This window comes from Brevibacillus sp. B_LB10_24 (assembly GCF_046036945.1).
Lineage (GTDB): Bacteria > Bacillota > Bacilli > Brevibacillales > Brevibacillaceae > Brevibacillus_C.
Window position 1 is genome coordinate 43,642 of the sequence record NZ_JBJQOQ010000022.1, and the last position, 14,157, is coordinate 57,798.

The 14,157-nt window shown below is 57.6% G+C and carries 15 protein-coding genes; all 15 read left to right on the forward strand.

The window, feature by feature from the left end:
- Positions 1-31: 31 nt before the first annotated feature.
- From ACI7RC_RS18565 to cbiB, 15 genes are read left to right on the forward strand one after another with little or no spacing between them, the layout of a single operon-like run.
- Complete coding sequence (locus ACI7RC_RS18565; protein ID WP_408109700.1) at positions 32-967, forward strand: sirohydrochlorin chelatase; 936 nt, start codon at positions 32-34, stop codon at positions 965-967.
- Positions 968-983: 16 nt separating this feature from the next.
- Positions 984-1,814, forward strand: coding sequence for a precorrin-6A reductase (gene cobK / locus ACI7RC_RS18570; protein ID WP_408109701.1), 831 nt, complete (start codon positions 984-986; stop codon positions 1,812-1,814).
- Positions 1,762-2,412, forward strand: coding sequence for a precorrin-8X methylmutase (locus ACI7RC_RS18575; protein WP_408109702.1), 651 nt, complete (start codon positions 1,762-1,764; stop codon positions 2,410-2,412). Before cobK ends, ACI7RC_RS18575 begins: the two co-directional genes overlap by 53 nt.
- Before the next feature lie 3 nt (positions 2,413-2,415).
- A complete protein-coding gene (locus ACI7RC_RS18580) occupies positions 2,416-3,522 on the forward strand; it encodes a cobalt-precorrin-5B (C(1))-methyltransferase (RefSeq protein ID WP_408109703.1) in 1,107 nt (368 codons plus the stop codon).
- Positions 3,506-4,723, forward strand: coding sequence for a precorrin-6y C5,15-methyltransferase (decarboxylating) subunit CbiE (gene cbiE, locus ACI7RC_RS18585; protein WP_408109704.1), 1,218 nt, complete (start codon positions 3,506-3,508; stop codon positions 4,721-4,723). Before ACI7RC_RS18580 ends, cbiE begins: the two co-directional genes overlap by 17 nt.
- Positions 4,716-5,426, forward strand: coding sequence for a precorrin-2 C(20)-methyltransferase (cobI, locus tag ACI7RC_RS18590; RefSeq protein ID WP_408109705.1), 711 nt, complete (start codon positions 4,716-4,718; stop codon positions 5,424-5,426). The genes cbiE and cobI overlap by 8 nt, the downstream gene beginning before the upstream one ends.
- The gene (gene cobM, locus ACI7RC_RS18595; protein ID WP_408109706.1) at positions 5,426-6,202 is read left to right on the forward strand and encodes a precorrin-4 C(11)-methyltransferase; all 777 of its coding nucleotides are present in this window, start codon (positions 5,426-5,428) and stop codon (positions 6,200-6,202) included. The genes cobI and cobM overlap by 1 nt, the downstream gene beginning before the upstream one ends.
- Complete coding sequence (locus ACI7RC_RS18600; protein ID WP_408109707.1) at positions 6,199-7,326, forward strand: cobalt-precorrin 5A hydrolase; 1,128 nt, start codon at positions 6,199-6,201, stop codon at positions 7,324-7,326. The genes cobM and ACI7RC_RS18600 overlap by 4 nt, the downstream gene beginning before the upstream one ends.
- Before the next feature lie 13 nt (positions 7,327-7,339).
- Positions 7,340-8,713 carry a cobyrinic acid a,c-diamide synthase CobB gene (locus tag ACI7RC_RS18605; RefSeq protein WP_408109708.1) on the forward strand — a complete coding sequence of 458 codons (1,374 nt, stop codon included), beginning with the start codon at positions 7,340-7,342 and terminating at the stop codon, positions 8,711-8,713.
- Entirely contained in the window at positions 8,706-10,229 is a 1,524-nt protein-coding gene (locus tag ACI7RC_RS18610; protein WP_408109709.1) for a cobyric acid synthase, read from the forward strand. The genes ACI7RC_RS18605 and ACI7RC_RS18610 overlap by 8 nt, the downstream gene beginning before the upstream one ends.
- Positions 10,226-11,272: a nicotinate-nucleotide--dimethylbenzimidazole phosphoribosyltransferase gene (gene cobT, locus ACI7RC_RS18615; RefSeq protein ID WP_408109710.1), complete on the forward strand. Its 1,047-nt coding sequence runs from the start codon at positions 10,226-10,228 to the stop codon at positions 11,270-11,272. The genes ACI7RC_RS18610 and cobT overlap by 4 nt, the downstream gene beginning before the upstream one ends.
- 34 nt (positions 11,273-11,306) lie before the next feature.
- Positions 11,307-11,858 (forward strand): cob(I)yrinic acid a,c-diamide adenosyltransferase, encoded by a 552-nt coding sequence (locus tag ACI7RC_RS18620; RefSeq protein ID WP_408109711.1) that lies wholly within the window; start codon positions 11,307-11,309, stop codon positions 11,856-11,858.
- Positions 11,859-11,872: 14 nt separating this feature from the next.
- Positions 11,873-12,430 (forward strand): nitroreductase family protein, encoded by a 558-nt coding sequence (locus tag ACI7RC_RS18625; RefSeq protein ID WP_408109712.1) that lies wholly within the window; start codon positions 11,873-11,875, stop codon positions 12,428-12,430.
- A 47-nt stretch (positions 12,431-12,477) separates the two neighbouring features.
- Positions 12,478-13,182 carry an adenosylcobinamide amidohydrolase gene (locus ACI7RC_RS18630; protein WP_408109713.1) on the forward strand — a complete coding sequence of 235 codons (705 nt, stop codon included), beginning with the start codon at positions 12,478-12,480 and terminating at the stop codon, positions 13,180-13,182.
- A 1-nt stretch (position 13,183) separates the two neighbouring features.
- Complete coding sequence (cbiB, locus tag ACI7RC_RS18635; RefSeq protein WP_408109714.1) at positions 13,184-14,137, forward strand: adenosylcobinamide-phosphate synthase CbiB; 954 nt, start codon at positions 13,184-13,186, stop codon at positions 14,135-14,137.
- The last annotated feature ends 20 nt before the right edge of the window (positions 14,138-14,157 follow it).

Genomic DNA, 14,157 nt, shown 5'->3' on the forward strand with positions numbered 1-14,157 from the left:
ACCCAAATCGAAACGAAGGGGAGAAAAAGATATGGACGCATTGCTGTTTGTCGGACACGGAAGCAGGGACCCGGAGGGGAATCTCGAGGTAAGAAAATTTGTCGAAGCGATGGCCCAGGAGCTGTCAGTGCCGATCGTCGAAACCTGCTTTTTGGAATTTGAACGGCCTGACATCTTTCAAGGCGTCGAGGCCTGTGTAAAACGGGGAGCGACTCGCGTAGTGGTCATCCCGATGATGCTGTTCGCCGCCGGACACGCCAAGATTCACATTCCGGCGGCGATCGATGAGATGAAGGAGCGGTATCCGCAAGTGGAGTTCGTCTATGGACGGCCGATCGGAGTGCACGACAAGGTGTTGGAGATTCTCTCCTCCCGTTTGGCGGAAATCGGCATTCTGCCGGGAGAGGAGCGATCCGAGACGGCTGTACTCATCGTCGGCAGAGGGAGCAGCGATCCTGATGCCAACAGCGATCTGTTTAAAATATCCCGGATGTTGTGGGAACGCTTCCGGGTGTTGGCGATAGAGACAGCCTTTATCGGCGTTACCAGCCCGCTGACAGAAGCAGGCGTGGAACGCTGCTTGAAGCTTGGCGCCCGCCAGGTGGTGATCCTGCCTTACTTCCTGTTCACGGGAGTCTTGATCAAGCGGATGGAAGCCATGCTGGAGGAGTTTCGCGGCCGGCATGCGGATGTCTCCTTTACGATGACCCATTACTTCGGCTTCCATCCCGCGCTTCGCCAGGTCTTTCACGATCGGGTGAGAGAAGCGATGCAGGGAGAAGTGAAGATGAACTGCGATACTTGCCAGTACCGTCTGGACGCCATGGAACATATCGATCACCATCACCACCATGATCACGACCACCATCACCATCACCACCACGGTCATCATCACGACCATCACCACCATGATCACGACCATGAGAACGACCACGATCATGAGCATGATCACGTTCACGTGAAATGAGGAGGCGGATCCATCCATGATTGCCGTTTTAGCGGGAACAAGCGATGCGCGTGAACTGGCGCTGTTGATCCGGCAGGCAGGCTATTCGCTGCTGACGACGGTCGTGACGGAAAGCGCGGCGAAAAGCATGCAGGAAGCGGGCCTCCCTGTGCAGGTGGGGAGACTAACCGCCGATGATTTTGTCGAATTGGTCAAAAGCAAAAACATCCAGGCCATCGTCGATGCCAGCCACCCATTTGCGGAGGAAGCTTCGAAAAACGCGATGAGCGGCGCCCGTGAAGCCGGCGTGCCGTACATCCGTTACGAACGGGAAAGCCTCTCCTACCATGATCATCCGAAGGTGACGCTGGCAGCGGATTACGCCGAGGCGGCGGAACTGGCCGCGCAGAAGCGAGGTGTCATCATGCTGACCACAGGCAGCAAGACCCTCGCGATCTTTGCCAAGCGGCTGCTGGGCCTGCCTGATACCACACTAGTGGCCCGGATGCTGCCGCGCCTGGACAACATGCAAAAATGTGAAGAATTGGGGATTGAACAAAAAAACATCGTCGCTATGCAAGGCCCTTTTTCCAAGGAGCTGAACCGGGCGCTGTACAAGCACTACGGCGTCACGTTGATGATCACCAAGGAGAGCGGCAAAGTCGGTGCGGTCGATGAAAAACTGGAAGCGGCGCTGGAGTTGGGGATTGAAACGATCGTGATCACTCGGCCAAAGATTGAATACGGGGCAAAATTCTCCGACTTTACCGGCGTTTTAGATGAATTAAACCGTTGTCTCAAAGGAGGGACAGACCATGCAGTTTCACACGGAGTTTACACCGTTGACGGTTCAACCGCAGGAAATTGAGGAAAAGAGCTTTGCGATCATCACCGAGGAACTGGGCGAACATTCATTTACACCGGAACAGTTTCCGGTCGTGCAGCGGGTCATTCACGCTTCGGCTGATTTTGACCTCGGTCGCAGCCTGCTCTTTCACCCCGATGCGGTAGAAGCGGGGATCCAGGCGATTCGCAGCGGGAAAATCCTCGTTGCCGACGTACAGATGGTTCAGGTAGGCATCAGCAAGGGGCGGATTGAGAAGTTCGGCGGTGAGGTAAAGGTGTACATCTCTGACCGCGACGTGATGGAAGAGGCCAAGCGGCTCAATACGACACGTGCGATCATTTCGATGCGCAAGGCGGTCAAGGAGGCGGAAGGCGGCATCTTTGCCATCGGCAACGCGCCAACCGCGCTTTTGGAACTGATCCGGCTCGTCAAGGAAGGAGTGGCAAAACCGGGATTGATCATCGGCATGCCGGTTGGCTTCGTCTCCGCCGCCGAATCCAAGGAGGAATTGGCTAAACTCGATGTTCCATTTATTACCAATCAGGGGCGAAAAGGCGGCAGTCCGGTCACCGTGGCAGCGGTAAATGCCTTGTCTCTGATGGCGGAGCGCCGGGGATAAACGATGAAGGAAGCGGCGGAAAAACCGATGCGCTACGGCTACACGACCGGTTCGTGTGCCACAGCGGCAGCTAAAGCGGCACTGCTGTCGCTGATCTTGCAAGAAAAACAGACAGAAGCCACGATCACCCTGCCGATCGGGCAAACGGCCACCTTCCGCATGGAAAGCTGCGAATTTACCGCAGACATGGGGGTAGCCGGCACGATCAAGGACGGCGGAGACGATCCCGATGCCACCCACGGCGCCCTGATCTACTCCGCTGTACACTGGAAGGAGAGTCCCGGGGTTGAGCTGGATGGCGGGATCGGCGTAGGCCGGGTGACCAAACCGGGACTGCCGGTGCCGATCGGCGAAGCGGCGATCAATCCGGTACCGCGCCGGATGATTGTGGAAACCATGGAGGAAGTCCTGGCGGAGTACGAAATCAACCGCGGCGTCCGCGTGGTGGTCTCGGTGCCAGACGGAGAAGAGATTGCCAAAAAGACGTTAAACGGCCGGCTGGGGATCATCGGAGGCATATCCATTTTAGGTACGCGGGGTATCGTCGTTCCCTTTTCGACTTCAGCCTGGAAAGCGAGCATTGTCCACGCCATTAACGTCGCTGTCGCTGGCGGCTGTGACCACCTCGTCCTGTCTACCGGCGGCCGCAGTGAAAAAGTCGGCATGGAACTGTACCCGGATCTGCCGGAGGAAGCCTTCATTGAAATGGGCGATTTCGTCGGATTCACGCTGCTCATGTGCAAGAAGCATCCCGAAGTGAAGAAGGTGTCGCTAATCGGGATGATGGGTAAATTTTCCAAATTGGCACAAGGCGTACTGATGGTTCACTCCAAAAGTGCTCCGGTGGACTTCGGCTTTTTGGCGCGGGTCGCGGAGGATGCAGGCGTGCCAGAAACACTGAAAGAGGAGATCTTGTCTGCTACAACCGCCTCTTATGTAGGCGACCTGATGATGGCGCAGGGGTACCGGCAGTTTTTTGCCAAGCTGTGTCAGTACTGTTGTGATGTCGGCTTGCAACATGTCAAGGGAGGCCTGGAGCTGGAGACGGTGATTACGACGATGAAGGGTGAGTTGCTCGGAAGGGAGTCGCGGTATGGAACAAGTAATTAAAGTAATCGGGATCGGTGATGACGGGGCAGAGAGCCTGCTTCCTGTCTACCGCCAGTGGATTGAGGCGAGTGAGCTGCTGATCGGCGGAGAGCGGCACCTCGGTTTTTTTCCTGACTATCCCGGGGAAAAATGGACCGTTCAGGAAGGACTATCTGCCATTGTGGAGCGGCTTCGAGGAGAAACGCGCCAGACGGTTATCTTGGCCTCCGGCGATCCGTTGTTTTACGGCATCGGCGGGTACCTGGCCAAAAAACTGCCGGTGCAAATCTACCCCCAGGTGAGTTCCATTCAACTTGCGTTTGCCCGAATTGGCGAAAGCTGGCAGGACGCTTATATAACTAGCGTTCACGGTCGCAGCATGAAAGGCCTGGCCCAACGCATCGACGGGAAGGCGAAGGTGGCTCTTTTGACCGATGCCCAGAACGGCCCGCAGGCGATCGCTGCGTACCTGCTTATGTTCGGCATGGACGAATACGAGATGTTTGTCGGCGAAAATCTGGGCGGTCCTGACGAGCGAACGGGCTGGTACCAATTGAATGAATTGGCCGATCTGCCGTTCTCTCCGCTAAACGTTGTGATCCTTCGGCAGAAACATCCAGGGCCCGTCTGGCCAATGGGCATCCCTGATGAAGAGTTTGCCCAGAGAAAACCGGATAAGGGTTTAATTACAAAAAAAGAGATCCGTGTGCTCAGTTTGGCCAATCTTCAGCTTCGTGCCGACAGCACGGTCTGGGATATCGGCACCTGCACCGGCTCGATTGCCATCGAAGCGGCTCGAATCGCCCGCTTGGGCCAGGTGTTTGCCGTGGAAAAAAACGCCGAAGACCTGGAAAACTGCCGGCGGAATATGCACAAGTTCCGCGTTGATCTGTCCCTATTACACGGCAAGGCTCCTGAGGGATTGGATCGGTTTCCCGACCCGGATGCGGTGTTTATCGGCGGAAGCGGCGGAGAGCTTAGGGAACTGCTGCACCTCTGCTGCAGCCGCTTGAAGCCGGAAGGGCGCATCGTCCTCAATGCGGTGACGATCGAGACCCTGTATCTGGCGATCGAAGCGTTTCAGGCGGAAGGGTTTGCCTTTGACGTAACGCTTTCGCAAATCTCGCGGAGCAAACCGATTCTGTCGATGACCCGCTTCGAAGGCTTAAATCCGGTCTACTTGATTACAGCATACAAAAAGGTGGAGAGCGCAAATGAGTAAACGGGGAGTGCTGCACGGGGTAGGGGTAGGGCCGGGCGACCCTGAATTAATCACAGTAAAGGCGTTTCGCATTCTCAAGGAGTCGCCTGTCATCGCCTATCCGAAAAAGCGTTCCGGCAGCAAAAGCTATGCGCTGGCGATCACGGAAACGTACGTCAACACGATGGAAAAAGAGATGGTCGGGCTCGTCTTTCCGATGACGAAGGACAAGGAGACCCTGGAGCGGCAGTGGAACAAAACGGTTGAAACTGTCTGGCAGCACCTGCGCGAGGGCAGAGATGTGGCCTTTGTCACGGAGGGAGATCCGCTCTTGTACAGTACGTTTATTCACATGATGCGGCTGATGCGGGAGCTTCATCCCGAAGTGGAGATCAGATCGATCCCCGGCATCTCGTCTGTCAACGGCGCTGCTGCTCGGCTCGGTTTGCCGCTGGCCGACGGGGACGAACAGACCGCGATCATCCCGGCGACCGAGGATCGAGCGGCGATGCGCAAAGCGCTCGTCGAACATGATTGCGTCATCTTTATCAAGGTGGCCAAGGTGCTCGACATGATGATCGAGCTGCTCAGGGAGCTTGATCTCGTCCATAAAGCGGCTGTCGTGACGAAGGCTACGTCCAGTGAAGAGATGATCTGGCGGGATGTAGAGGAGCTGGAAGGTGCGGAATTGGAGTACCTAACCTTGATGGTGGTGAGAAAATAGTGAAAATGTATATCGTAGGAGCAGGTCCCGGCGATCCCGACTTGATTACTGTGAAAGGCTTGCGCTTGCTTCAGGAGGCGGACGTCGTGTTTTATACCGATTCACTGGTGAGCGAAGAACTGGTGGCGAGAGCAAACCCGGCGGCAGAAGTGATCAAAAGCTCCGGCATGGCGCTGGAGGAGATGGTGGAAGTCATCGCGGACCGCGTTGCCGCCGGAAAAAAATTGGTGCGTCTGCACACGGGCGATCCGTCGATGTACGGAGCGACGATGGAGCAGATCGCACTGTTAAAGCGCAAGGGCATCGATTGTGAGATCGTCCCTGGGGTCAGCTCCGTCTTTGCCGCTGCGGCTGCAGTCGGCGCCGAGCTGACGATACCGGAGCTGACCCAGACCTTGATCCTGACCCGCGCCGAAGGGCGGACGCCGGTGCCGGAGCGGGAACAACTGCGGGATTTGGCCAGCCATCACTGCACCATCGCGCTGTTTTTGAGCGCCACCCTGACCAAGAAAATCACCCGCGAATTGATCGACGCCGGCTGGAGCGAAGAGACGCCGGTAGCAGTCGTTCAGCGCGCCAGTTGGCCTGATCAGAAGATCGTCAGGACGACGGTAGGCAGACTGGACGAAGACCTGGGCAAACACGGTATCCGCTCCCATGCGATGATTCTTGCCGGCTGGGCGCTCGATCCGGACATCCACGAAAAGGATGAATACCGTTCAAAGCTGTACGATAAAGAGTTTACCCATAGCTTCCGCAAGGGAGTGAAGGCATGAGCATTCAACTGGAGGAAGGGATCATCCCGGCGATTGAGCAAAGGGGTAATTACGCGATTATAGCGATCACCAAGCACGGGGTCGAACTGGCGCGCAGACTGCACGAGAAGTTTTCTCATGCTGATCTCTACTATATGGAGAAGTTTGCGCGGGGCGACGAGACAACCCGGCGGATTCAACTGTTTACCGGTTCGGTCCGCCTGCTGTTTCCCGCCCTGTTTCCGAGCTACAAAGGGCTGGTCGTGATTATCTCGCTCGGGGCAGTCGTGCGGATGATCGCGCCGCTGCTGCAGGATAAAAAGACGGACCCGGGCGTCGTCGTCATTGACGATCGCGGGGAGCACGTGATCAGCGTGCTGTCCGGCCATTTGGGCGGGGCCAACGAACTGACGCTGGAAGTGGCGGCAGCCATTGAGGCCAAGCCCATCATCACCACGGCCTCCGATGTGCAAAAAACCATTCCCGTTGACTTGTTCGGCCGCCGCTTCGGCTGGCAGTGGGAATCGGCTGACAAGCTGACTCCCGTATCCGCCGCCGTCGTCAACGAGGAAAAGGTCGCCGTCGTCCAGGAGTCCGGCGAAAAAAACTGGTGGATGCACGAGACGCCGATGCCGGCTAACATCCAGGTGTTCGACCATATACCTGACGCCCTGGCGGCGGAGCCGAACGCAGCATTGGTCGTAACTCACCGTTTGCTTTCGGCGGATGAAGAGGTCATCCTGCAAAACGGCGTGCTGTACCGCCCCAAGGTGATCGTGCTTGGCATTGGCTGCAATCGCGGTACGTCAGCCGAAGAGATCGAAGCGGTCATCCAGGCGACGCTTAACGAATTGCGGTTCTCGATTCTCAGCGTCAAAGCGGTTTGCACGTTCGAACTGAAAAAAGACGAGCCGGGACTGCTCGCCGTCACCGAAAAGTACGGCTGGCCCTTTGTCTGGTACACGGCCGAACAGCTGAACGCCGTGCCGATCGAGGCTCCCTCGGAGACGGTCTACCGCTATACCGGCGTCTGGGGCGTAAGCGAACCGGCGGCCAAGCTGTACGCCGGATGCGATCAATTGGTCTTGACGAAAAAGAAATCCGGCAATGTTACCATCTCTGTCGGAATCCAATCTTTCGAGTGACAAGGGGGCTCACATGACACAACGTCGGATTGTCATCGCCGGGACGGGCAGCGGGGTGGGGAAAACCACGCTGACGATCGGCTTGATGGCGGCACTGCAGCGCAGGGGACTGGTGGTGCAGGGCTTCAAATGCGGCCCGGATTACATCGATCCCAGTTATCACACGGCGGTAACCGGACGGGTATCGCGCAATCTGGACAGCTGGATGCTGCCTGAGGATGCGGTCAAAGAGGTGTTTGCGCGCGGCAGCAGCGGCGCGGATATCTCCATCATAGAAGGAGTAATGGGCTTTTTTGACGGAAAAAACCCGGCCAATAACGACGGCAGCACGGCCCATATCAGCCAGATTACGGAGAGCCCGGTGCTCTTGGTCGTCAACTGTCACAGCATGGCCCGCAGCGCAGCGGCGATCGTCAAAGGTTTTCAACACTTTGCCCAAGGCGTCCACATCGCCGGCGTCATCGCCAACAAAGTGGGCAGCGTCGGGCACTATCGCATCGTCAAAACAGCGGTGGAACAGGAGTGCGGCATACCGGTTATCGGCTACCTTCTGCGGGAAGCTGACATCTCGATTCCGGAACGGCATCTCGGTTTGATTCCTTCGCTGGAGCGCGGGGAGCTGGACGGCTTTTTTGCCAAGCTGGCTGATCTGATCAGCGAGACGGTCGACTTGGATCAACTGCTGGCGATCGCCGAAGCGCCTGCATTCGATGCCAGGCCGGTTTTGTTCGCCGCACCGCCCGCGCCGAAGCGAGTGAAAATAGCGGTTGCCAAGGATGCCGCCTTTCACTTTTACTATCCGGAAAATCTGGAGCTAATGGAACAGTATGGTGCGGAGTGCGTCTATTTTTCGCCGTTGGCGGGGGAGACGGTTCCTACAGGAGTGCAGGGACTTTACCTTGGCGGCGGCTTCCCTGAAGAGTTTGCCAGTACGCTGTCGAGAGGCGAGGGCGTGCTTGCGTCAATTCGCCAGGCGGTGCAAGCGGGGCTGCCGACGCTGGCGGAGTGCGGCGGTTTTATGTACCTGACAGAAGAGATTGTGACAACAGACGGCAGCCGTTATCCGATGGCTGGCGTGATCCCGGGCAAGGTAACGATGCAAACCAAGCTGGCTGCGCTCGGCTACCGCGAAATTTTTGGCCGCGCCGGCAACTTCTTGCTTGGATCCGACGATGTAGCAAGAGGGCACGAGTTTCACTACTCCACCTTTGCGCCCCGCGGTGAATTCGCTCCTGCCTACGAGACCAAAGGCATGCGCGGCACCAAACAGGAAGGATATCTGGCAGGAAATCTCGTCGCCGGCTACACGCATTTTCACTTTGGCTCCAATCCTGAGGTAGTCGTGCGCTGGATCGAGCAGTGCCGGGAGGTTCAGGCCTATGGGTAGGGCGCTTTCGCTGATGGTCCAGGGCACCAGCTCCGATGCGGGCAAAAGCGTGCTGGTGACGGCGCTCTGCCGGATTTTCGCGCAGGACGGCTATGCCACGGCGCCCTTCAAGTCGCAAAACATGGCGCTGAATTCATATGTGACGATTGACGGCAAGGAGATCGGGCGGGCGCAGGGAGTCCAGGCGGAAGCGGCGGGGATTACGGCCACGACCGATATGAACCCGATCCTGATCAAACCCACCCGCGACCGGGAAGCCCAGATTGTCGTCCACGGCGAGCCGTACAAGCACATGCTGGCCACTGCCTACCGCAGCGATTTTTTCTTACAGGGACTCGGCATCATCCGCGAGGCATACCAACGGCTCGCCGAAACATATGAGTGCATCGTCATCGAAGGGGCGGGCAGCCCGGCGGAGATTAATCTCAACGACCGCGAGTTGGTCAACATGCGGGTGGCACGGATGGCGAATGCACCGGTGATCCTGGTCAGCGACATTGAGCGGGGAGGAGTCTTCGCCAGTCTGGTCGGCACGCTGCAGCTATTGGAGCCAGAAGACCGGGAGCGGGTGATCGGCGTGATCATCAACAAGTTTCGCGGCGACCTCTCCCTGCTCAAACCCGGTCTCGACTGGTTTGAGGAATACACCGGCAAACCTGTGATCGGGGTGCTGCCCTACCTCCCTAACCTGTACATCGATGCGGAAGATTCCCTGATCCTGGAGAAGTATCATGCGAAGAGCAATCAGCCCAAAGAGATCGACATCGCCGTGATCCGCTACCCGCGCATTTCCAATTTTACCGATGTCGACCCGTTTTTTGTCGAGCCGGACTGCAGTGTCCGCTTCGTTACACAAATAAGCGATCTGGGACAGCCGGATTTGATCATCCTGCCGGGCAGCAAAAATACGCTGGAAGATCTGCTGTTCCTCCGCGAATCGGGTCTGGAATCGGCTGTCATCGACCGCGTGCGCAAGGGAAGGGCGAAGCTCATCGGACTGTGCGGCGGCTATCAGATGCTGGGAGAGCGGATCGAAGACCCCGATGAGGTAGAGTCGCCGCAGCGGCTGGTCGAGGGAATGGGGTTGGTGCCAGTCGTTACCCGCCTGCTGAAGACCAAGACGACGACACAGTCGGCGGGCATCATCCGGTTGGTGAATCGGGATTTGCCAGTAACCGGGTACGAGATACACATGGGTAAGTCCCGGTATACAGGGGATATCGCTCCGCTGATTGAACTGCAGGATCACGCCGATGGCGTATGGGACCGCAGCCGTGGTATCATGGGAACGTATTTTCATGGAATTTTTCACAATGACGAGTTTCGGCATGAGCTGCTGGATGACATTCGGCGTGAAAAAGGCTTACCCCCGATAGCGGAGCGCGTCTCTTTTGTACGCCTGCGGGAACAGGGGTTTGATCAGATCGCCGAAATGGTCAGGAGCCATGTGGATTTGAAATATGTCTATGAAAAGATGAGACAGTTTCAGCAGGAAAAGCAGGAGGGGCAAAAATGAAGTGGATGCAACAGGTGCCGCCGCTCGATCTCGCAGCTGGGGAAGCGGCCAGGGTACATATCGACCAATTGACCAAACCGACGGGAAGCCTGGGGAGATTGGAGGCACTGGCCATCCAATTGGCGGAAATAACCGGCGAGCCGTTTCCACAGGTATCGCCGCCCGGCGTTATTGTCTTCGCCGGAGATCACGGCATCGTGAAGGAGGGAGTCTCCGCCTATCCGCAGGAGGTTACCGCCCAGATGGTCCTGAACTTTGTAGGCGGCGGGGCGGCCATCAACGTTTTCTCCCGCCAGATTGGAGCGCTGCTGCAGGTGGTGGATGTAGGTGTCGCCTCTGATCTGACGGCAGAAGAAGTGATCTCGCGGAAAATCAGGTACGGCACCGGCAATTTTTTGCGTGAGGACGCAATGACCAGAGAAGAAGCGGCCGCCAGCCTGGAAGCGGGGGCAGAATGTGCCAGTCAGATGATCCAGCAGGGCGCCAAGCTGCTGATTTTAGGGGAAATGGGGATCGGCAATACGACGCCGAGCAGTGCAATGTTGGCTGTGCTCACCGGTGAGCCGGTAGATGATGTCGTCGGCAGGGGAACCGGCCTGGCAGAAGCCGCACTGCTCCGCAAGAAGGAGATTATTCGCCAGGCGATAAAGTCCCGGCAGGCTGATCCCGCCGATCCGCTCGACGTCCTGGCGAAACTGGGCGGAATGGAGATCGGAGCGATGGCGGGGGCGATGCTGCAGGCGGCGGCCATGCGGGTGCCGATTTTGGTGGACGGATTTATCTCGACCGTTGCCGCCCTGCTCGCGGTGAGGATCGAGCCGCGCATCATCGACTTCATGATCGTCGGCCACCAGTCGCAAGAGCCCGGACACAAGCAGGCCTTATCCCATCTGCGCAAACAGCCCCTGATTGATCTTGAGCTGCGTCTCGGCGAAGGGACGGGCGCTGCGCTTGCCTTTCCGCTTGTCGAGGCGGCGACGCGGATGCTCCGCGAGATGGCCACCTTCGATTCCGCCGGGATCGCTGGAAAAAGCGAATTGTAGTCAGCCCATAACAGAGGAAAGGATTGAGCGGCTAATGGGTCGAAGCAGAGAGAATCAGCGTGGACTTACCCTCGTCTATACGGGAGCCGGGAAAGGAAAGACGACATCCGCCTTGGGCTTGGCCCTGCGCGGCATCGGGCGGGGTTTTAATGTAAAAATATTCCAATTTATCAAATCGCCGGAGCGCTCCTATGGCGAACAGATTGCCCTCGAGAAGCTTGGCGTTGAGATGGTTCAATTGGGGATCGGCTTTACCTGGACAAAGACGCCGGAAGAGCATCGCGAGGCGCTGCGAACCGGCTGGCCGCGGGCGAAAGAAGCGGTCATGAGCGGTGAATACGATCTCGTCATTCTCGACGAGTTAAACAATGCGCTGGCGATCAGCAGCTTTCCGGTGGACGACGTCCTGCCGCTTGCCGAAGTGCTTGACTTGATTCAGAACCGCCCCAAGCACGTGCATCTGGTGATTACCGGCAGAAGCGCCAAGGACGAGGTCAAGGCGGCAGCCGATCTCGTCTCCGTGGTCGAGGCGGAAAAGCATTATTATAATGAAGGAATTCCGGCTGTGTACGGAATTGAATTTTAGGAGTGAACGAGTCCATGTCGATATTGCAGATCTTGAAAGAGCGGCGGGCGGTGCGCAACTACGAGCAGCGCGAGGTGGAAGAGGAGAAAATCAGGCTGCTGCTGGAGGCGGCGACATTGGCGCCCAACGACCGTTTGCGTGAACCGTGGCATTTTTACGTCATCCGCGGCGAGTCCAAAGAGCGCTATCGGCAGATCGCAGTCGATTACCTGCATGAGCGTTTTCCGACCAAACCCCACCTTGTGCAAAGCTCCGTGGAAGTGATTGATCATACCCCGTTGATTATTGTCGTCACCTCCGATATCATTCCAGATGATGAAGACTCATCGGAAGATAATGAATTCGCCGTCTGCTGTGCGATCCATTCGATGTGGCTGATGGCCAAGGAATTGGGGTTAGGCCTGGTATGGAGGACGCGAGGGGTAGGGCTGGTACGCGACAAGCGGCTCTATGAATTTATCGGTTCGCCTGAATCTGCGAAAGTGATCGGAACCGTGTTCATCGGTTATCCTGCAGACGAGGTGCCTGCCACCACCCGCACGCCTTATGCCGAAAAAACCACATGGATGTAGACAGCAGGGCTGGCGATCGATAGCAGCCGGCGGGAGAGAGGGAACAGATGTCACAGCCATTTCGTCAGGGAGTTTTTTATCAGTCACAGGTGTGGCCAGAAGTGAGTGTGGAGGTAAAGCAGCAGCATCTGCTCATCCGTACGGCCATCCCCCTGGAAACGCTTAGCAGCGCGCTGTGGGGCGGGGGAGTGTCCTGCGCCCATACGTTTGTCAACTGGTACGTGGACAAGACATACCGCAGTACAGACCCGGAGGCGCATATGCGGGAGCAAATCGAGCAATGGGGTTACCAGCCGGATGCGACGATCGGTTTGCAAACGGCGGCAAAGCTGACCCATGCCGCCGTGGCCGAGGAGGCGGGGGACGCTTTTGACATGGTCTGCTGTACGACAGCTGGCACAAGCAATGCGGCACGGGCAGGAAAAGTGGAACGGATTTTTTCTGCTTATCAAACGGGTACGATCAACACGTTTTTATTCGTCAACGGCCGGATGACGCCGGCGGCGATGGTCAATGCGCTGCTCACGGCCAGTGAAGCCAAGGCGGCGGCTCTGCAGGATTTGCAGCTGTTGACGAATACGGGGGAGATTGCGACGGGAACGACAAGCGATTCGTTTGTGCTTGCTGTCAGCCAGCAGGGTTATCCGCAGCTACACCCGTACGCCGGCACGGCGACGTCGATCGGGGACGCCGCTGCCCGGCTTGTCTATCAAACGGTGCGTGAAGCGGCTGCGACACAGTGGGAGGAGTAGCATGGTGATGGCTGTTATTTTGCTATGTGCCTACTTGCTGGACAGGATCATCGGCGACCCGCGCTGGATCACCCATCCGGTCGTCTATATGGGTCGGGTGATCACCCGTTTGGAGCAGGCGATCCGTCGCCGCTTTACCCGTCCGGCTTCGTTAAAATGGGCAGGTCTGCTTTTTCCGCTGTTCCTGGTGGGCGGCTCTTATCTGATCGTCTGGCTGCTCTTAAAGGGGCTGGCTATGCTGCATCCCTGGCTGGCCTGGGCGGCAGAGGTCTGGCTTATCTCGACGACGATCGCCACCAAAGGGTTGGCTGAAGCGGGGATGAATATTTACGCCAAACTGCAAGTGGGCGATCTTCCGGCGGCGAGAAGCGAGCTTGCGATGGTCGTCGGCCGGGACACCGAGCAGCTGGATGAGCCGGAGATCGTTCGCGGAGCCGTGGAGACGGTGGCAGAAAATATCGTCGACGCGATCCTCTCCCCGCTGTTCTACGCAGCGATCGGCGGGGCTCCGCTGGCGATGGCCTACCGGGCGGCCAACACGCTGGACTCGATGGTCGGCTATAAAAACGAGCGCTATGAGCATCTGGGCTGGGCCTCAGCCCGCTTTGACGACCTCGCTAATTACATACCGGCAAGGATCGGAGCACTGCTGATCGTCGCGGCCAGTTTGCTGAGACGATTGCAGTGGCGCCAGTCATGGCGGGTGATCCGCCGCGACGCCCGCCTGCATCCCAGCCCCAACAGCGGCTTTTCCGAGGCGGGAGTGGCAGGCGCGCTGGGCGTGCAGTTGGGCGGATTAAATACCTACAAGGGAGTGCCATCCGACCGGGCCCGTCTGGGCGATCCGAACAGGCCGCTGCAAGCAGACGACATCCTGCATACGGTAAAGTTGATGTACCTTGTGTCTATTCTGTTCGTCTGCTTGTGCGCAGGCGTGCTGTTCGTCCTGCGATGATTCATGGAAAGCGGGCAGAC